19 protein-coding genes, 1 tRNA gene and 1 pseudogene are annotated in these 18,092 nt (G+C 37.7%); 8 read left to right on the plus strand and 13 right to left on the minus strand.

Going from position 1 to position 18,092, the window contains the following annotated elements; all coding sequences use genetic code 11:
• Nucleotides 1-2: 2 nt before the first annotated feature.
• Nucleotides 3-638 carry a LysE family translocator gene (locus tag B8W84_RS07060; RefSeq protein WP_094752555.1) on the plus strand — a complete coding sequence of 212 codons (636 nt, stop codon included), beginning with the start codon at nt 3-5 and terminating at the stop codon, nt 636-638.
• A 95-nt stretch (nt 639-733) separates the two neighbouring features.
• On the opposite strand, the gene B8W84_RS07065 is transcribed toward B8W84_RS07060, so the two are convergent.
• The 5 genes and pseudogenes from B8W84_RS07065 to B8W84_RS07090 form a co-directional block, all read right to left on the minus strand.
• Nucleotides 734-2,203 (minus strand): C69 family dipeptidase, encoded by a 1,470-nt coding sequence (locus B8W84_RS07065; protein WP_094752556.1) that lies wholly within the window; start codon nt 2,201-2,203, stop codon nt 734-736.
• A gap of 216 nt (nt 2,204-2,419) precedes the next feature.
• Nucleotides 2,420-3,001: a C69 family dipeptidase gene (locus B8W84_RS07070; RefSeq protein ID WP_094752557.1), complete on the minus strand. Its 582-nt coding sequence runs from the start codon at nt 2,999-3,001 to the stop codon at nt 2,420-2,422.
• 262 nt (nt 3,002-3,263) lie between these two features.
• Nucleotides 3,264-3,688: pseudogene (locus B8W84_RS08245) on the minus strand (C69 family dipeptidase).
• A gap of 173 nt (nt 3,689-3,861) precedes the next feature.
• Complete coding sequence (locus B8W84_RS07085) at nt 3,862-4,770, minus strand: aldo/keto reductase (protein WP_094752560.1); 909 nt, start codon at nt 4,768-4,770, stop codon at nt 3,862-3,864.
• 181 nt (nt 4,771-4,951) lie between these two features.
• Nucleotides 4,952-5,028, minus strand: a tRNA-Pro gene (locus B8W84_RS07090).
• 265 nt (nt 5,029-5,293) lie between these two features.
• On the opposite strand from B8W84_RS07090, the gene rnr reads away from it, so the two are divergent.
• On the plus strand, nt 5,294-7,768 hold the full coding sequence (gene rnr / locus B8W84_RS07100; protein ID WP_094752561.1) for a ribonuclease R: 2,475 nt from the start codon (nt 5,294-5,296) through the stop codon (nt 7,766-7,768).
• 62 nt (nt 7,769-7,830) lie between these two features.
• Complete coding sequence (gene rlmB, locus B8W84_RS07105) at nt 7,831-8,571, plus strand: 23S rRNA (guanosine(2251)-2'-O)-methyltransferase RlmB (RefSeq protein ID WP_094752562.1); 741 nt, start codon at nt 7,831-7,833, stop codon at nt 8,569-8,571.
• Here the strand turns inward: rlmB and B8W84_RS07110 are convergent.
• Nucleotides 8,568-9,875, minus strand: coding sequence for a DUF481 domain-containing protein (locus B8W84_RS07110; protein ID WP_094752563.1), 1,308 nt, complete (start codon nt 9,873-9,875; stop codon nt 8,568-8,570). The genes rlmB and B8W84_RS07110 overlap by 4 nt on opposite strands.
• A gap of 181 nt (nt 9,876-10,056) precedes the next feature.
• Between B8W84_RS07110 and rpsF the strand changes: the two genes are divergently transcribed.
• From rpsF to rplI, 4 genes are read left to right on the plus strand one after another with little or no spacing between them, the layout of a single operon-like run.
• Nucleotides 10,057-10,440, plus strand: a complete 384-nt coding sequence (rpsF, locus tag B8W84_RS07115; protein ID WP_094752564.1) for a 30S ribosomal protein S6 — start codon at nt 10,057-10,059, stop codon at nt 10,438-10,440.
• A gap of 8 nt (nt 10,441-10,448) precedes the next feature.
• The gene (gene priB / locus B8W84_RS07120) at nt 10,449-10,754 is read left to right on the plus strand and encodes a primosomal replication protein N (protein ID WP_094752565.1); all 306 of its coding nucleotides are present in this window, start codon (nt 10,449-10,451) and stop codon (nt 10,752-10,754) included.
• Nucleotides 10,755-10,763: 9 nt separating this feature from the next.
• Nucleotides 10,764-10,991: a 30S ribosomal protein S18 gene (rpsR, locus tag B8W84_RS07125; protein WP_094752566.1), complete on the plus strand. Its 228-nt coding sequence runs from the start codon at nt 10,764-10,766 to the stop codon at nt 10,989-10,991.
• Between the two features lie 16 nt (nt 10,992-11,007).
• Nucleotides 11,008-11,463, plus strand: coding sequence for a 50S ribosomal protein L9 (gene rplI, locus B8W84_RS07130; protein ID WP_094752567.1), 456 nt, complete (start codon nt 11,008-11,010; stop codon nt 11,461-11,463).
• 308 nt (nt 11,464-11,771) lie between these two features.
• On the opposite strand, the gene B8W84_RS07135 is transcribed toward rplI, so the two are convergent.
• The 6 genes from B8W84_RS07135 to agaV form a co-directional block, all read right to left on the minus strand.
• Entirely contained in the window at nt 11,772-12,281 is a 510-nt protein-coding gene (locus B8W84_RS07135) for a KUP/HAK/KT family potassium transporter (RefSeq protein WP_094752568.1), read from the minus strand.
• Complete coding sequence (locus B8W84_RS07140) at nt 12,278-12,661, minus strand: class II fructose-bisphosphate aldolase (protein WP_094752569.1); 384 nt, start codon at nt 12,659-12,661, stop codon at nt 12,278-12,280. The genes B8W84_RS07135 and B8W84_RS07140 overlap by 4 nt, the downstream gene beginning before the upstream one ends.
• Nucleotides 12,662-12,775: 114 nt before the next feature.
• On the minus strand, nt 12,776-13,213 hold the full coding sequence (gene agaF / locus B8W84_RS07145) for a PTS galactosamine/N-acetylgalactosamine transporter subunit IIA (protein WP_094752570.1): 438 nt from the start codon (nt 13,211-13,213) through the stop codon (nt 12,776-12,778).
• A 55-nt stretch (nt 13,214-13,268) separates the two neighbouring features.
• On the minus strand, nt 13,269-14,117 hold the full coding sequence (gene agaE / locus B8W84_RS07150) for a PTS N-acetylgalactosamine transporter subunit IID (RefSeq protein WP_094752571.1): 849 nt from the start codon (nt 14,115-14,117) through the stop codon (nt 13,269-13,271).
• On the minus strand, nt 14,104-14,877 hold the full coding sequence (agaW, locus tag B8W84_RS07155; protein WP_094752572.1) for a PTS N-acetylgalactosamine transporter subunit IIC: 774 nt from the start codon (nt 14,875-14,877) through the stop codon (nt 14,104-14,106). Before agaW ends, agaE begins: the two co-directional genes overlap by 14 nt.
• A 15-nt stretch (nt 14,878-14,892) precedes the next feature.
• The gene (agaV, locus tag B8W84_RS07160) at nt 14,893-15,366 is read right to left on the minus strand and encodes a PTS N-acetylgalactosamine transporter subunit IIB (protein ID WP_094752573.1); all 474 of its coding nucleotides are present in this window, start codon (nt 15,364-15,366) and stop codon (nt 14,893-14,895) included.
• 329 nt (nt 15,367-15,695) lie between these two features.
• On the opposite strand from agaV, the gene agaR reads away from it, so the two are divergent.
• Nucleotides 15,696-16,472: a transcriptional repressor AgaR gene (agaR, locus tag B8W84_RS07165; RefSeq protein WP_094752764.1), complete on the plus strand. Its 777-nt coding sequence runs from the start codon at nt 15,696-15,698 to the stop codon at nt 16,470-16,472.
• Nucleotides 16,473-16,567: 95 nt separating this feature from the next.
• Here the strand turns inward: agaR and lysS are convergent, their stop codons facing one another.
• Nucleotides 16,568-18,085 carry a lysine--tRNA ligase gene (gene lysS / locus B8W84_RS07170; protein WP_094752574.1) on the minus strand — a complete coding sequence of 506 codons (1,518 nt, stop codon included), beginning with the start codon at nt 18,083-18,085 and terminating at the stop codon, nt 16,568-16,570.
• Between the last annotated feature and the right edge of the window lie 7 nt (nt 18,086-18,092).

Consider the following 18,092-nt stretch of genomic DNA (forward strand, 5'->3'; position numbering starts at 1 on the left):
CCATGCCATATTTACATGAATTTTTAATGATCACTATTATACATCTCTTAGCGGTGATGAGCCCTGGCCCTGATTTTGCAATCGTAGTTAACCAAAGCCTCCGTTTTGGACGTAAAACTGCCATTATCACCAGCCTAGGAATTGGCGCAGGAATATCTGTTCATGTCGCTTATACCTTACTCGGAATTGGCTTCATTATCACTCAATCACGGCCTATTTTTATAGGGATCCAAATTATTGGCGCTCTTTATCTCACTTACCTAGGTCTTAGTTTATTGTTTAATAAAAAAAATATAGGCGTCAATGAAGAACAATTAGAAAATGTTAGCGTAGGGGAAAGTCATCATAAAAAAGCCTTTTTATTAGGCTTTCTTACCAATCTTTTAAATCCAAAAGCGGCTTTCTTTTTTTTAGCTATTTTCACAACTATTGTCAGCGTTAACACCCCCTTTATGGTGCAATCTATATATGGGGTATGGATAATTTCAAGCACTATATTATGGTTTACTCTGGTGTCCTTTTTATTCACACAAGAACGTATTCGATCTAAATTTATTAGGTATAGTGTTGTATTTGAACGAATAATGGGTGTTGTTTTACTTCTTTTTGCAGTGCGTCTTGCCCTTGAGTTTATATAGTTTAAGCTTTAAATTATTACGATTTATATGCTTTCATCGTTTGACGTAATAGCCCAAGACATTTTAATCTTGGGCTATTATTTACCACAAAATATCTAAGCTCCTGCAAACTTATAGGTTACATCCGTATTATGGGTTAGCTTAGTAAAGAGTTCATTGGTTAATTTATCAGTTAAAACGAAAACTTTATCCGTTATTTTTTCTTCGAACTGATTAATCATCATCTGCGCTTTCTTTGGGTTTTTCTTGTACGTCGCTAAATACACTTTCTCAAGTTGGCGTTGCTGCGCTGTCGTTTCAACTTCAAATTGATGATATGCCTTTATCACAATCGGTGAAAATTCATTCCAGTTAGTCATAGTTAAAGTCTGTAACTTTCTGAACTTCCAGCTGGCAGATTGGTTATCGGCATCATATGAGCCAAGATTATAACTATCAGGTATTTTTGTCATGCCTTGATAAAAGGGAATATAAACACCAATTGAGGTCATACCCCAAGAAATATATTGCACTTCACCAATGGCTTGCGGTAATTTTGGCTGAACTTGCATAATATGCGACTGCTGTGTACGGAAAACAGCAATCGGACGATATTTCTCTTTAGGGTTTGCGCTTGTATAAGGATCATGTTTAGTGCTTTCAAAACGATTACGTAAACCTTCTTTAACATCCTCTATCGATAATTTATGCGTTGGTGTTAAAAATACAGGATAATTGCCACCGGCATCAATTTTAGTCGTCAATCCTTCAGTATATAAGTTCTGTAGCGTCCAAACTCGAGGGTAATTATAATAATTATCATTGTCTACATTTCGTGAATATGATTTATGAAAATCTAAGCTACCGTCTTTATTAAATTTAGCCAACCCATTGTCTTTTGCAAAGGAGATTAAAGTCGGAGAGGCTAAGTAATCTGAATTACCTGAAATATATGTTTGTAAGCGACCTTGGTTCGCCGATACTAAATATTTATCTTTCGGTATTTTTCGAGCCATCCATTGGTGACCACTGCCAGTTTCAAGATACCAGATTTCATTTTTATCGACAAAAGCAACACCAAAACCTTCCGCCACACCTTGCTCTTCTATGATTTCACCTAAAACTTCCGCACCCTCTTTAGCACTGTGTATCCGGGGTAGAACCACGTTAAGCATCGCATCTTCATTAATCCCATCTTGCAATAAATAAGGGTCAATTTTAAGCACTGCATCATTATTGAAAACGGTTTCAGTAGATGTCATGCCTACACCGGCTGAATTAAATCCATTTGAACCATGCCCTTGATTATTAGTATCTGAATCTGCAATAAACGTAAATTGTAAACCCTGCTCTGGATTAGGATAACTGAAATTATTTTTTACCGAACGATAAATACTGGTATCTCCCTGCGTTGCAGGGTGACTAATAAAACGTTTCGCCATATTCGCAGAGTGATCTTCATTTCTCGCAATAATATATGAGCCATCCGTTGTCGCTTGTGAACCCACTAAAATAGTTGTACATGCTATTGCATTTCCACTAAGAATACTGGCTATCATCGTTGCGAGTAAAGATATCTTTTTCATACTAACCTCTTGAGTTTGAATAACTTGCAACACAATATACCTACAACGTAGTATCTTCTGCGTGGCGAGTCACAAAGAGTTTTTTATTTATTATATTGTGACTTATTTTACTTTTAGATGATTATTTTTTTATGACCGAGCAAAATAATAATGGGACTTATTATTTTAAATAATCGCCTAAAATCCTTTTATTTTGAACGATTATTTACAAAGAGCTTATGCTCCTGCAAATTTATAGGTTACATCCATATTATGGGTCAGCTTAGTAAATAGCTCATTGGTTAATTTATCCGTTAATACGAGGACTTTATCCGTTATTTTTTGCTCGAATTGATTAATGAGCATCCGAGCTTTATTTGGGTTTTTCTTATACATCACTAAATATGCTTTTTCAAGTTGGCGTTGCTGCACTGTTGTTTCAACTTCAAATTGATGGTATGCCTTTATCACAATTAGAGAAAATATTTTCCAGTTAGTCCTCGTTAAACTCTGTAATTTTCTGAATTTCCTATTGGCAGACTGATTATCTGCGGTAGAAGCACCTATTTTATAGTTCTCTGGAATTTTTGTCATGCCTTGATAAAAAGGAATATACACCCCGATGGAAGCCATTCCCCAAGCGACATATTGCACTTCACCAATTGCTTGTGGTAATTTTGGCTGAACTTGTAAAGTATGTGATTGCATCGACCGGAAAACTGAAATTAGACGATATTTTTCTTTAGGGTTTTCGCTTGTATAAGGATCATGCTTAGTGCCTTCAAAGCGATTACGTAAACCTGCTACTCTATCGATAATTTATGCGTTGGTGTTAAAAATAGAGGATAATTGCCACTGGCATCAATTTTAGTTGTTAAACCCTCAGCCTAGAGATTTTGTAGCGTCCAAACTCGAGGGTAATTATCATTGTCTACATTTCGTGAATAAGATTGATGAAATCTAAGCAACCGTCTTTATTGAATTTAGCAAGCCCAATGCCTTTCTAAAATAAAATTAAAGTCGGTAAGGCTAAGTAATCTGAATCACCTGAAATATTTATCTTTCGGTATTTTTCGATCATCTATTGGTGACCACTGCCTGTTTCAAGGTACCATATTTCATTTTTATCAACAAAAGCAACACCAAATCCTTCCGCAGCACCTTGTTCTTCTACTATTTCACCTAGTAATTCAACACCTTCTTTAGGGTTGTGTATTCGACGTAAAACGACCATTTCAAGCAAATCTTCATTAATTCCATCTTTTAGCACATAAGGATCTATTTTAAGCACAGCCTCATTATTATAAACGGTTTCAGTAGATGTCATGCCCACCCCGCCGAATTAAAGCCTGATGAACCATTACCATTATCGTTACTATCGGAGTCGACAATAGATGTAAATTGTAAGCCCTGCTCTGGATTAGGATAACTGAATTCATTTAGAATAGAGTGATAAACGCTTTTATCTCCTTGCGTTGCAGGATTGCTAATAAAATGCTTCGCCACAAACGTTTTTTGAATTGTGAACTTAATCGACTTTTAGAGTAAATAAATTAACATCTCAAATGTTTAATCATAGTGACTGACTGTTACATCAAGTTCTCTGCTGCTCATTGATGAAGGATAAAAAGCAACAATGTATCGTTTTTATCCTTCACTAACACTAATAGAATAAATATTTAAGCAATCGCATGCCCTTTAGATGCTTGTAAAATTCGATACCACTGCTCGGTGGTCATTTGTAAGTCTAACGCCCTTAATGTGAGTTTAACTCGTGATATATTACCCGAGCCAACTAACGCAACCGGATTTGAAGGGTGTTTTAATATCCACGCAAAAATAACTTGCGTGATAGAGTCCGCCTCTAATTCTTGTGCAATCTGCAGAAAAGCAGCCTGTAAGCGCGACCCTTTCTCTGTATGTTCATTAAAAATTTCTCCACCTGCTAGGCATGACCATGCCATCGGACGGATGTGTAGTTGTTGTAATAAATCCGTTGTTCCATCTTCAAAAGCAGAAAACCTCAAAGGATTTATCTCTACCTGATTCGTTATCAAGGGCTTGTCTAAACAGGATTGTAATAATGAAAATTGAGAATTGCTAAAATTAGAAACACCAAAGTGCTGTACTTTTCCACTTTTCTTTAATTCACAAAATGCATCTGCAACTTGCTCTGCATCCATTAAAAAATCAGGCCTATGTACTAATAAAGCATCTAGTTGCTCGATACCCAAACGTTGCAAAGAGTTCTCTACCGACTTTAAAATATTTTTTTTACCGCTCGCGTAATGCGCGACATACTTAACATCTGCATCAGCTTTCACGCCGTTAATACCAAATTTAGATACTATTTGAATCTGCTCTCGCATGCCGGGTGCAAGTTTTAAAGCTTCACCAAATAAACGTTCGCTATCACCATAAATAGCGGCATTATCAACCGTAGTGATCCCCATTTCCACATGCTGTTTAAGAAATGTCAAACGCGCTTGAGGTGTCATTCCCCATGATCCTAAACGCCAATATCCTTGCACTATTTGAGAAAAATTAGGTCCTTGGGGGGCCATTAATACTTTTTTAACGCAACTCATAAGTAACTCCAAATAAACAACTTATGGCTACACTAACATTTTGCCTACTAAAAAATAAGAATTACATGACGAAGGGCATTGAGCAATAAATTTAGACGCCATAAGGCGATTTAGATAGATAAGAACGATAAAACGAAAAAAACCGCTTAGTTAATAATAACTAAGCGGTTTTTTCTAAATGTGGTCGGTGATAGAGGATTCGAACCTCTGACCCTCTGGTCCCAAACCAGATGCGCTACCAAGCTGCGCTAATCACCGAGTATTTTATTTAGTGTTTATTATAAAATTCAACTTTACATAAACCCATGGAGATGTACTAATCAACTGTACTTACCACCAAGTAAATTTTACATCTTAAAAGATGGGGCGAATGACGAGGCTTGAACTCGCGACAACCGGAATCACAATCCGGGGCTCTACCAACTGAGCTACATCCGTACAATTTTAGCTAAAATTGAATAAATAAGATGATTTTTTTGTTTTCAGATATACTTTAATATACTTACTTATTAAGGCCTTCATTATGATCCAAGATCCACATCAGCAACGAGAAGCAGAAACATACGAACATCCCGTGCCGAGTCGTGAATTTATTTTAGAATTTATGCAAACTCAAGCAAAACCCATTAGTCGAGATGCACTATTTAATGCATTCTCACTTAACAGCGAAGAAGAGGCGGAGGGTTTACGTCGGCGTTTAAAAGCAATGGAGCGCGACGGACAATTAATTTGGTGCCGTAATGCGACTTATGCTTTGCCTGATAAACTGAATTTGATGCAAGGAACAGTGATTGGTCATAAAGATGGTTTCGGCTTTTTAAAGTGCGCTCAAGGAAAAGATCTTTTTTTACCCGCGCATCAAATGCGCTTTCTTTTCCATGGTGATGAAATATTAGCACAACCAGTTAAAGTCGATCATAGAGGTCGAACAGAAGCGCGTTTTGTGCGCTTATTAAAAGCACGCGGCGCATGTATTGTCGGACGCTACTTTGTCGAAGATGGCATTGCAATGGTTATCCCTGACGACCCGCGCATTAACCAACAAATCCTTATCAAAAAAGAATCTAATGGCGGTGCTCGCCATGGGCAAATCGTCGTAGTTGAAATTAGTGATCGTCCTAAAGCTCGTATTAATGCGATGGGTAAAATAACCGAAGTGCTGGGCCAAGAGATGCAACCTGGAATGGAAGTTGAAATCGCATTACGCACACATGACATACCCCATACTTGGCCTGAAGGCTTAGACAAAGAATTAAAACAGTTTAGCGAAAACGTCCCTGAAAGTGCCTTTGCTGGTAGAGTTGATCTTCGCGACTTACCTCTGGTCACCATTGATGGTGAAGATGCACGTGATTTTGATGATGCAATATTCTGCCAAGCAGAAAGTCATGGAGGTTGGCGTTTATGGGTCGCTATTGCTGATGTCAGTTACTATGTTCGCAATGAGACTATCTTAGATAAAGAAGCGATTAAACGCGGTAATTCAGTTTATTTCCCAGACCAAGTTATACCTATGCTCCCTGAAATACTTTCTAATGGTTTATGCTCACTCAACCCGCAAGTAAATCGCTTATGTATGGTCAGTGAAATGCTGATTGACCAAAATGGTCATCTTAAAGAGCATAAATTTTATGAAGCTGTAATGAAATCACACGCTCGCTTTACTTATAGCAAAGTAGCTAAAATCCTTGTGGATAAGGATCCAGAGCTTCGCGAGCAGTATAAAATATTAGTACCTCATTTAGAAACGCTCAACGATTTATACAAAGCATTGAAAAAAGCACGCCATCATCGTGGTGGAATGGAGTTTGAAACATTAGAAACTCGCTTTATTTTTGATGAAAATCGTAAAATAGCGTCTATCGAACCATTAGTACGTAATGATGCACATAAAATCATCGAAGAATGTATGATCCAAGCCAATGTGGCTGCCGCGCGCTTTATTGCACAAGCCGATGCGGCTGCATTATACCGTGTGCATGAAACACCTAGCGAAGAAAAGCTGACTAACTTCCGCTCATTCTTATCAGAGTTAGGCTTAAGCTTGACAGGTGGAGATAAACCAGCGCCAAGAGATTACGCAGATTTAGCAGAAAAGTTTTTAAGACGAGATGATCAAGAACTTTTACAAACTATGCTCTTACGCTCAATGAAGCAAGCGGTTTATCAAGATGAGAATTTAGGTCATTTTGGTCTTGCATTAGAAGAATACGCCCATTTCACTTCACCTATTCGACGTTACCCAGATTTAATATTGCACCGCGCAATAAAATCACTTTTAGGTAAACAAAAATCAAAATGGACGAAAACAGGTGGCTACCATTATCAGCATAGTGAAATGACGAAACTTGGAGAGCATTGCTCAATGACTGAACGTCGTGCGGATGATGCAACACGTGATGTAAGCGACGCTTTAAAATGTGAATATATGCAAGATCATGTCGGTGATATCATGTCAGGCACCATCGTTGCAGTCACTAATTTTGGTTTCTTTGTGCGCTTAAAAGAACTGCAAATTGATGGTCTTGTCCACGTCACAGGCCTACTTAGTGACTATTATATTTTTGATGCAGGTAAACAAACGCTAAAAGGTGAGCGCACAGGGCGCACTTATCGAATTGGTGACGCACTTGAAGTGAAAGTGTTATCTGTGAATTTAGAAGACAAAAAAATCGATTTTGAGTTAAATGACGAAGCGACGGCAGGCGATCGTAAACGCGCGCCAAAAAACAATGACAGAAAAAAGAACCGTCCTATTGATAAACGAGCTAAAAACAAAAAATCTCGTAATAAGCACGACGAACAACCACTGATCAAAGCCATTAATCAAGATACTGAAAAACAACTATCTAAAAAAGAAAAAAAGAAACCTAAATACAAAGTAAAACAAGGTGAGAAAAATACCGCCTCATCAAAGAAAAAGAAAAAAACAAAGAAAAATACACGCTTAGGTCGCACTGCTCGCGCAAAAGCAAAAGTTTCCAATAATAATGCGTGATCTGAAAGTTCATATAAGTAAAAAATAACAAACGTTTAACCTATCTAAGCAGAGAGAATAGAATGAGTAAAAGTGAAATAATTTACGGTATACATGCCGTTGATGCACTACTAGAAAGAGAGCCTGAAAGAGTCATTGAAATATACACATTAAAAGGCAGAGATGATCAACGCTTAACGAACATCACTGAAAAAGCACAACAATGGGGTATCTCTGTACAAGAAATGCAGCGTAAGTGTTTAGATGAAAAAGCACAAGGCGAGCAACACCAAGGTATGCTCGCTCGTATAAAAATAGCGAAAGTATTGCATGACAATGATTTATATAGCCTTTTAGATAATTTAAACGAAAAGCCTTTTTTACTTATCTTAGATGGTGTTACTGATCCACATAATTTAGGTGCGTGCTTGCGTAGTGCTGATGCTGCGGGCGTGCATGCGGTGATAATCCCTAAAGATAATTCAGCTAGCTTAACGCCTGTAGCGCGTAAAGTTGCCTGTGGAGCTGCCGAGTCCGTTCCTCTTATTCAAATAACTAACTTAGCGCGATGCATGCGCAGCCTACAAGAAAAGGGTATCTGGATATACGGAGCCGCTGGTGAAGCAACTAACAGTATCTACGACTGTCAATTCTCTGGAGGCGTTGCGATTGCCATGGGCGCTGAAGGTAAGGGTTTACGACGCCTAACACGTGAGCATTGCGATGAATTAATTAAACTGCCAATGGCAGGCAGCGTAACTAGCTTAAATGTTTCTGTTGCGACTGGTATCTGTCTTTTTGAAGTCGTTCGCCAACGCACCTAAAATGCATACATAAGTTTAATACCGGTTGAAACTTCTTTATTGCTCGTCTCAATCGGTACATTTTCTGTGTATTTATAATTTATATCAAAATTAAGATACAACTCTCTATAAACTTTATTTTGCGCTCTAAATGTTAATGCATAAGTACTATTCTCTGAACCTAACTCTAATACGGTGTCCACTATAACTTGTAATGATTCAGATATTACACGCTCATAATTAAGCCTCGTACGCACAATAAATTCATCGATAGAAACCGAATCTTCTCCGAAATTTGGCACCGCCATCCGATAACCCGGCCCTAGCTCAATTTTAAATAGATTTTTTGTTGTCTCAATAAGAGTACGACCATACCCTATTGTGTAAACATCTTCTTGATCATAACTAGAGAATTTACTACGCTGTAAATCAGTTCGTAAAAACAAGAGGTTCTGTTTATCTAAAAAGTAATCACCTTGCAATTGCCACCGATATTGTTCAGTACTTACTTCGTCATCTTCTGATTCTACTTCTATTTTTAAATCGTTATGAACGCTATATATTTCATTATAGTTATAATCTAAAATCAAACTCGCATAGATGTTCTTGGTAATGTTATTGGTATGCTCATAATTGAAACCAAATTCAACCGCACCTGATATAGCATTTGTTTTCAACAATATCACACTAGAATCTGCTACCGCGCTTTCAAACAAATCAGGCTGCACTTCTATCTCATCTTGTAAATCTTCACTGCTTGATGCTAATAGACTCGTGGTGTGCTGATTTTTTATTGGTACTTGCAAAGACAAATAGCGTGACTGTTGCACGACTTTAAGTTGTAATTGCCCAATCATTTTTTGATGTTTTTTATTTGATTGTTCCGCTAAATTTAGTCGTTTGCGCAACCATTTATTTTCTTGTGAAAGCTTTAGCAATTTCGCTTGCTGAGACTGAGATTTATCTTCTTTTTTAAGAGAATTCTCGCCGAATGTTGATGCCGTTTTTAATACATATACATAAGAAGTAGGTTTTATATAAAGAAAACGGTTAAATGCAATAGAGGTATTATCTTTTTTAGCGGGGTCGGTGCGAACATATGCTTCACCCTCGCTTAGACCAAGCCAACCGTTACATGCCAATAGGATAAAATTTAAAAAAACCACAAATGATACGATAGCGCTATCCAAAATATACTCAATAACAAACAATATAAGTATGATTCTAAACCACAATACCAATATAAAAAAATAAAAAAGATAATAAATAAATTCTCTTTCTGTGCCTAGCGTCATCGGTAAACAAAGCTCACTGCCAATAATCACTCAAGCCACTTTTCATAACCAGCACAATTTAATATATCAATTTATTAACAAAGCTTGCACCTTTCTGCACTAAACTGTATAATTTGCCACCTTAATTCAGCCACTCTTTTTGTTCCTTGCTTCTATTTGGTCCGGCTGATCCAATTTAAGAAGCTACTAACCCGTAAGGAGCGATTTTTATATGCGTCATTATGAAATCGTATTTATGGTTCACCCAGATCAGAGTGAACAAGTTAATGGTATGATCGAACGTTATACTAATTCTATTACAGAAGCTGGCGGCACGATCCACCGTTTAGAAGACTGGGGCCGTCGTCAATTAGCGTACCCAATCAATAAACTACACAAAGCACACTATGTTCTTATGAACATTGAAGCAGAGCAAAAAGTAATCGATGATTTGGAAAATGCTTTCCGTTTCAACGATGCTGTGATCCGTAATATGATCATGCGTACTAAAAATGCTGTGACTGAAGCATCTGTAGTGGCAAAAGCAAGAGAAGAGCGTTCTGAACGTACTCCTCGTGCTCCTCGCCCAGAAGCTAGAACAGAAACAACTGCATAAGAACCCTAGTGACTGAAAACTTTTTGCGCTTATCAGGCTGTATTACTGAAAAACCTACGTTTAAAGTAAGCCCGAGTGGTGTTGGACATTGCTATTTTACACTTGAGCATCGTTCTGTGCAAAAAGAAGCCGAGCTACCACGCAACGTATATTGTTATATGCATATCGTTATTAGTGGAACACTCGCTACTCAGTTAAAAAATAAATTATCGAAAGGGATGCAACTAAGGATAAGTGGCTTTATCGCTTATCAGAAAAGTGCCAATAATATTGGTAAACTAGTGTTGCATGCTCAGTACATAGAACAAATTTGAGGAACTACCATGGCTCGTTACTTCCGCCGTCGTAAATTCTGTCGCTTCACTGCTGAAGGTGTTAGCGAAATTGATTACAAAGACGTACCTACGTTAAAAAATTACATTACTGAAAGTGGTAAAATCGTACCAAGCCGTATTACTGGCACATGTGCGAAATACCAACGTCAACTAGCGCGCGCTATCAAACGTGCACGTTACTTGTCACTTATCCCATACACAGATTTACACAAGTAAATAGGAGCTATATATTATGGAAATTATCCTACAAGATACAGTTGCTAACCTTGGTAAACTTGGCGATAAAGTAAATGTTAAATCAGGTTACGCTCGTAACTTCCTTTTTCCACAGCAAAAAGCGGTTCCTGCAAACAAAGCTAACTTAGAAGCTTTTGAAGCACGCCGTGCTGATCTAGAAGCGAAGCAAGCGGCAAACTTAACTGCAGCGACAGAACGTGGCGCAAGCATTGATGCATTAGAAGTGATAACTATCACATCTAAAGCTGGTGATGAAGGCAAACTGTTCGGTTCAATCGGTACACGTGATATTGCTAATGCAATCACAGCTGCTGGCATTGCTGTTGTTAAGAGTGAAGTTCGTCTTCCTGAAGGCGCTTTACGTCACACTGGTACTTATGATGTTACAATTTTTGTACATTCAGAGGTTACTAGCATTGTGAATATTGAAGTGGTTGCAGCAGCTAAATAGCTCGCAGTTATATACTTTAATCAAAGTACCTGCCTTTGTGCAGGTATTTTTTTATCGAAAAAACGAGAATATAAACTGAATATAATGTTTCGTTGAAGATATAAACTTATTAGCAGAGCACACCCAGTGCCATCTACCCCACTCATCAAGTTATTTTAAGATAAGCACGCATAAATTCAAAAAAACACCATCTCTGCGCACAACGATAATTCTAATTTTAACCTCGACCTTATGCACTCAAATAAATAAGTCACACTGCCCGATTTGTGGTGCGATACACGAGCAGCAGTGCCTTAATATAATTTCAATTATATTTCTAATTGCACACCTATTTCAACTAAGCGACTCGTTGGTATTTTAAGATATTCCGATAAACTTAACGTGTTTTTTCTTAGAAACACAAATGCTTTTGCTTTGACATCATGAAATAGGTTTATTTTTGATATTTTAATTCTTTCCAAAGAAACAAAGAAAACCGTTTCATGCACGTGGATATATAACTTACTCAAGCTACATGCATGCAAGGCACTTTCAATATCTGGCTCTTCCTGATATCCATAATATGCCGTTACAAGCCAAAAAGAATCGGATAATTTTTTTACTTTAACTCGCTTCATAGGGTGCACGGTTGGCTTTTCATCACCGACACAAGTAAGAAATATCACTCGATCATGAAGCACTTTATTGTGATGTATATTGTTAAGAAAAGATTGAGGCACACAGCCTTCCGCTCTCGAAAGATAGACAGCCGTCCCTTTTACCCTTGAAGTGAACTTCCTTTCTACCGACAGAGCAACCGCTTCAGCAGAAGGACTCATTTTAGCTTTATTTGATAGTTAACTTCTTTAACGCGTCGAATATTTTCAGCAAAGGAGTAATGCGAAGCATCAATCATTACAGAGCGAATACCTGCATTTGCTTTATTTTTTATATCAGAAAATTCTTCGTGATGATCTAAGTGTAATGCAATAGGTAACTGATAACGTTTTGCAGCAGCCTTACAAATTGCCACCAAATAATCAACGCCAGCATGTTTATAAGTGCCTGGTGTACCAGCTAAAATGATAGGGGTGCGTAATTCAGCCGCCGCTTCAACAACAACTTGCACAGTTTCTAGATTATGAATATTGAAAGCAGGAACCGCATAACCATTTTTTTGTGCATCTTTTAACATTTCGTGTGTTGGGATTAAATACATAATATCTCCGTGCAATCAAGCTCTCTTGATCACCTATAATTTCAAATAGACATAACCTTGTCTATATAGGACGTTTGCATGTAGATATATCTTGCTATATCTTCAGTAAAAAACTTAAATTCCATCTTCATCTGTTTTTTGGGGTTCTTTTGATTTTTTTAATTCATCCTTTAGACAAGTCATACCGCGATGGCCTGATGCCAGTGAAAAATCTTGAAAATTAGTTATAGTCAACTCGTCTCGTTCTAATAAGCTTTCTAAAATCATTTGTAAATTACAACCGGTTATGACTTCAACTTTCTGTTTTGCTAGAGCAATCATAGATGCGGTTCTAAAAGGTGTTCCGCCTAATAAATCAGTTAAAAAAATGACGCCATCGCCACTATCTACCTCTGTAAATGCCTTTTTAAATTGGCACTCTAATAATTCACTTGTTGATTCTTCAGGAAAATCAATAGCTTTAACTTGCTCTTGCTGACCAACGATTTGTAACATGGCTTTTTCCATCCCACTGGCAAATCCCCCATGTCCACTAATGATGACACCTAACATAACCTCTCCTTTTTTTGCAGTAGCAGAATTTTCATTCTGCTACTTATCTGCTTTCTTATAAGAAACCTGCATATTTTCCAGCAACACCTAACACCATAGTAAACATAATGAGTTTTACTGGACTCCAACCTCGTTTTACTAAAGCGTACATAATTAGCGTGTAGACTAAAGGTAGAAATGCTGGCATTAATTTATCAAGAACATCCGTTTGTAATTTCACCACCGCATCGCCCGCATTAATTTCTAATGTGGTTGATAAGCGGACATAAGTTGCCACTAAAGCGCCAATAACGGTGATCCCGACAATGGCGGCCGCATGAGCTACTTTTTTAGTATTGGCTTTAATTAATGGGATAGCCTTTACCCCCATTCGATAGGCATAATGCGCTAAACCAAAACGTAAAGTGAAATGCACGACGTTGAACATAATAAAGAATAAAATAGCCCCCATGATTGAGCCACGTAAGGCTAAATCTGCACCAATACCACCACAAATCGGTAATAAGGTTAGCCAGAACATCGCATCGCCAATCCCACCTAATGGAGAGGCAACCGCAATTTTCGTATTTTGAATACTTGAGACATCCTGCTTAGAGCGCTCCATCGCCAAAATAATACCCATTACAAACGTCACTAAAAAAGGATGTGTGTTCAAAAATCCCATGTGACCTTTCATCGACTTTGCTAAATCATTTTTATTAGTATGAATTTTTTTCAACGCTGGCAATATGCCGTATAACCAACCGCCAGCTTGCATACGTTCATAGTTAAAAGATGCCTGCAAGAGTAAAGAGCGCCAAGCCATTTTATTAATATCCGCAGTAGTAAGCTCTGCACCTATAGATTGATCTTCATATTCATTTGCATCGATCAATGCATTTTTTTCTGTATTAGATCCCATCATCAAGCTCCTCGTTTTTTACCGTTGCGGCCGTTTCATCTTTCTTCATAAAATCGATTAAAGCCATCGCCAGCGCTGCACATGCAATCGCTAAAATAGGAAGCTGTAACCAAGCTGCCGCAACAAAACCTAAGATAAAATAAGGTATATAAATATTCTTCATCATGATTTTCATTAAAATAGCGAAACCTACAGCGGGCATTATCCCCCCCGCAACGCCGAGTCCATCAATCAGATTTTTAGGTAACGCTTCAACGAACGCACCGGCATGCTCTGCACCAAAATAAATCGGTAAAAAAGCACAGAAAAAGTAAAAAACACCCAAAACAAGCAAGCCAAAATAATTAACTAGCTCAATACCTCGAGTATTTGCATCGTCAGCAAAATCATCACATTTAGACATCATGGGTGACATGGCAGAGAACAATAAAGTAATACCCATCTGAACGGCTACAGCAAAAGGTACCGCAATACCGACTGCAACTTCAGCAGAAACCCCCGTTGTAATAGCAAACGTAGCGCCAACAATGGTACCAATGATCACATTCGGAGGCTGTGCGCCTGCAAGAGGAGCAAGACCCATCCAAACAAGCTCTAAGGTTCCCCCAACTAAAATTCCCGTTTGTAGATCGCCTAACACCAAACCAACAAGTGGACCTAATACTACCGGCCGATGCATATGTGTTAAGCCATTAAATAAATCTAAGCCTGCTATAAAAGCAAGTAGGCCAAGTATAAAGGCCTGTATGATGCTAATTTCCATACTTCATTTCCCCTATTAGAGTAAGTTATAAAGATCTATTTCTTTTTCTGTCGGCACACCCTGTATAAAGCTTTCAATGCCCTTTTCTTGTAAGGCCTTAAAGGCACTAATATCGTCTTTATCCACAGAAACTGTCTTGTGTATTTGCTCTTTACCTTGACAGAAATGCATATTTCCCACATTTATTCTGGAAATTTCGACGCCACCATTGACTAGAGTTAAAAAATCACTAGGTGTTTTACATACCAATAATATTTTTTGTCTATCGGCAGCCTTATGAATAGTGTCAATGGTTTTTTGTAAACTCCAAAAACGTATCCCAATACCATCTGCAACGACCATTTCCATTAAATTTTTCTGGATTTCATCTTTAGCGACTGCATCGTTAGCAACGATAACCAAATTGGCATTCACAAAGCCAACCCATTGCACTCCAACTTGCCCATGTACCAAGCGTTCATCAATACGACTTAACACTATATTTGCCATTGATCAGTCCTTTTTATATATGCTATGAAATAAAAAGTACCTCTTAAAAGGTGGCGCTATTTGCCAATTTTAGCCTTTAAAATAAAAGCGCTTTTTATTGCTGAGCCTACACAATACAACGAAAGAAACAAAACTAAAATGAAAGCAATGCAGTAGTTGGCCTCACGTCACAATAAAGGCAACAAAACAAAGGGAAGTGAAAGAAAGGCCTTCTTTTTTGAAGTTTTATTGTTTTTGTAATTCGAGTTTATCGATTATTTTACTTCGCTTCCCTTTTGAAAAGATCAACGTATACTGTAAAAAAAGGCGTAATGGGTAACTTTATTAATATGAAAACAACAAGTGAAAGGCGTGAATTGATTCTTTTTCATCTGCACCAAAAAGGCAGTGTTCAAGTAGCAGATTTAGCCGAAATGTTTAATGTCTCAACAGTAACAATTCGCAATGATCTAGGCGCGCTTGAGAATAAAGGCATCGTTACACGTGCTTATGGAGGGGCTTATTTAAATAAAGAAAATATTAGCCTAACCGAATACAGCATGGATCAAAAAACAAAATTTAATGATGTCATTAAACAACGCATTGGTAAATTGGCTGCGAGCCTTATCAATGAAGGTGACTCGATTATTCTTGATTCGGGCACTACGACGTCACAAATAGCAGAACATTTACAGAATATAAAAAATGTCATCGCTATGACTAATGCTATCAACGTCGCCAATGCCCTCATTAAGGCACCCGGCATAGAAATACTTATAACAGGCGGGCATTTACGCCGTAAATCACTCTCTTTTTTTGGCGCTCAAGCAGAACAATCCTTGCGACTCTATCACTTCAATAAATTATTTCTTGGGGTTGATGGCTTTCATTTAGAAAAAGGTATTAGTACCCATAATGAGCAAGAAGCACAATTAAATAGAGCGATGTGTGATGTAGCAGATGAAATTATTGTCGTGACCGACTCATCTAAATTTTCAAATATTAGCCTACATAAAATACTTGATTCTATACAGGTCAACACAGTGATCACCGATAACGGCATAGCAGAAAAAGATTTACTTGGCTTACAAAAACTCGGTATTAAAGTACTTTTAGTCGATAAATAATGGTATTGATTTGTTATTGAAATAAATGCAGACAAAAAAACATTTAATATTCAACATATAAAAAGGGTGCTAATACAGCACCCTTTTTATACTATTTATTTAGATTGTGGACGCATATGAGGGAAAAGTAATACATCACGAATAGTATGACTATCGGTAAATAACATCACTAAACGATCGATTCCAATACCCTCTCCTGCCGTTGGTGGTAAACCATGCTCTAACGCGATAATGTAATCCGCATCGTAAAACATAGCTTCATCATCACCAGCATCTTTTTGTGCCACTTGATCTCTAAAGCGTTGAGCTTGATCTTGTGCGTCATTAAGCTCAGAGAAACCATTAGCCAATTCGCGGCCACCCACAAAGAATTCAAAACGGTCGGTGACTTCTGGATCATTATCACTACGACGCGCTAACGGCGAAACTTCTGCAGGATACGCTGTAATGAAAGTCGGTTGCATTAATTTATGCTCTGCTTTTTCTTCAAATATCTCAGTCAGTACTTTTCCGGCACCCCAATTATCTTTTAAATGGATATTTAAACGCTTGGCTAATGCTTGTAAGGCTTGCATGCCCTCTAAATCTTCGGCTTTAATGTCATCATTATAGACAAGAATAGATTCCTTCATTGTCATACGAATAAACGGTTTACCAAAATCAAATTCGTGCTCACCATATTTAACCAAACTTGAGCCTAAAACAGTTTCTGTAATATGACGCAACATATCTTCGGTCAAGTTCATCAAGTCAATGTAATCTGCATATGCTTGATAAAATTCAATCATGGTGAATTCAGGATTATGCCGTGTAGACGTCCCTTCATTACGGAAGCTACGGTTTATCTCAAACACACGTTCAAAACCACCTACAACTAATCGCTTCAGGTTAAGTTCTGGCGCAATACGTAAATACATAGGTAAATTAAGTGCATTATGGAATGTTTCAAAAGGTTTAGCCGTCGCGCCTCCAGGGATAGCTTGCAACATTGGAGTTTCAACTTCCATAAAATCACGATCATTTAAATATTGACGTATCGCAGTTATTATTTTATTGCGTAAGATAAAAGTTCGACGAGAATCAGCATTAACAATTAAATCTAAATAACGTTGACGATAACGCGACTCAATATCTGTTAAACCATGAAATTTATCAGGTAAAGGACGCAATGCTTTCGTCAATATACGAATTTCAGAAACTTTAATGCTCAATTCATTCGTTTTTGTTTTAAATAAACGGCCTTTAGCGCCAATAATGTCGCCTAAATCCCATTTTTTGAATTCCGTATTATAAAAATCGGGGGCTAAGTTATCACGTACAACATAGACTTGGATGCGTCCGCCCATGTCTTGAATGGTAGCAAAACTTGCTTTTCCCATAATACGACGAGTCATCATGCGACCCGCTATGCTAACCTCAACGGCAAGATCATCAAGTTCATCTTTTGTCTTTGCATCATATTTAGCATGAAGTTCATCAGAAATATTTTTCCGACGAAAATCATTTGGAAATGCATTGCCTTTTTCACGCATCGCATCGAGCTTAGCTAAACGTTGCGCTAAAATTTCATTTATTTGTTCTGTCGGTAACTCACTTTTCTGTTGCTCTGCCATTATTATT

It is taken from the genome of Psychromonas sp. CD1 (assembly GCF_002239585.1).
Taxonomy (GTDB): domain Bacteria; phylum Pseudomonadota; class Gammaproteobacteria; order Enterobacterales; family Psychromonadaceae; genus Psychromonas.

Coding starts and splice junctions, on each gene's coding strand:
- B8W84_RS07065 (WP_094752556.1), bottom strand. CDS start 2,203: ATGAAAAAGATATCTTTACTCGCAACGATGATAGCCAGTATTCTTAGT.
- B8W84_RS07060 (WP_094752555.1), top strand. CDS start 3: ATGCCATATTTACATGAATTTTTAATGATCACTATTATACATCTCTTA.
- agaV (WP_094752573.1), bottom strand. CDS start 15,366: ATGGCAAATATAGTGTTAAGTCGTATTGATGAACGCTTGGTACATGGG.
- agaR (WP_094752764.1), top strand. CDS start 15,696: ATGAAAACAACAAGTGAAAGGCGTGAATTGATTCTTTTTCATCTGCAC.
- rplI (WP_094752567.1), top strand. CDS start 11,008: ATGGAAATTATCCTACAAGATACAGTTGCTAACCTTGGTAAACTTGGC.
- B8W84_RS07085 (WP_094752560.1), bottom strand. CDS start 4,770: ATGAGTTGCGTTAAAAAAGTATTAATGGCCCCCCAAGGACCTAATTTT.
- B8W84_RS07140 (WP_094752569.1), bottom strand. CDS start 12,661: ATGTATTTAATCCCAACACACGAAATGTTAAAAGATGCACAAAAAAAT.
- rlmB (WP_094752562.1), top strand. CDS start 7,831: ATGAGTAAAAGTGAAATAATTTACGGTATACATGCCGTTGATGCACTA.
- rpsF (WP_094752564.1), top strand. CDS start 10,057: ATGCGTCATTATGAAATCGTATTTATGGTTCACCCAGATCAGAGTGAA.
- agaE (WP_094752571.1), bottom strand. CDS start 14,117: ATGATGGGATCTAATACAGAAAAAAATGCATTGATCGATGCAAATGAA.
- B8W84_RS07135 (WP_094752568.1), bottom strand. CDS start 12,281: ATGAGTCCTTCTGCTGAAGCGGTTGCTCTGTCGGTAGAAAGGAAGTTC.
- rpsR (WP_094752566.1), top strand. CDS start 10,764: ATGGCTCGTTACTTCCGCCGTCGTAAATTCTGTCGCTTCACTGCTGAA.
- lysS (WP_094752574.1), bottom strand. CDS start 18,085: ATGGCAGAGCAACAGAAAAGTGAGTTACCGACAGAACAAATAAATGAA.
- rnr (WP_094752561.1), top strand. CDS start 5,294: ATGATCCAAGATCCACATCAGCAACGAGAAGCAGAAACATACGAACAT.
- agaF (WP_094752570.1), bottom strand. CDS start 13,213: ATGTTAGGTGTCATCATTAGTGGACATGGGGGATTTGCCAGTGGGATG.
- agaW (WP_094752572.1), bottom strand. CDS start 14,877: ATGGAAATTAGCATCATACAGGCCTTTATACTTGGCCTACTTGCTTTT.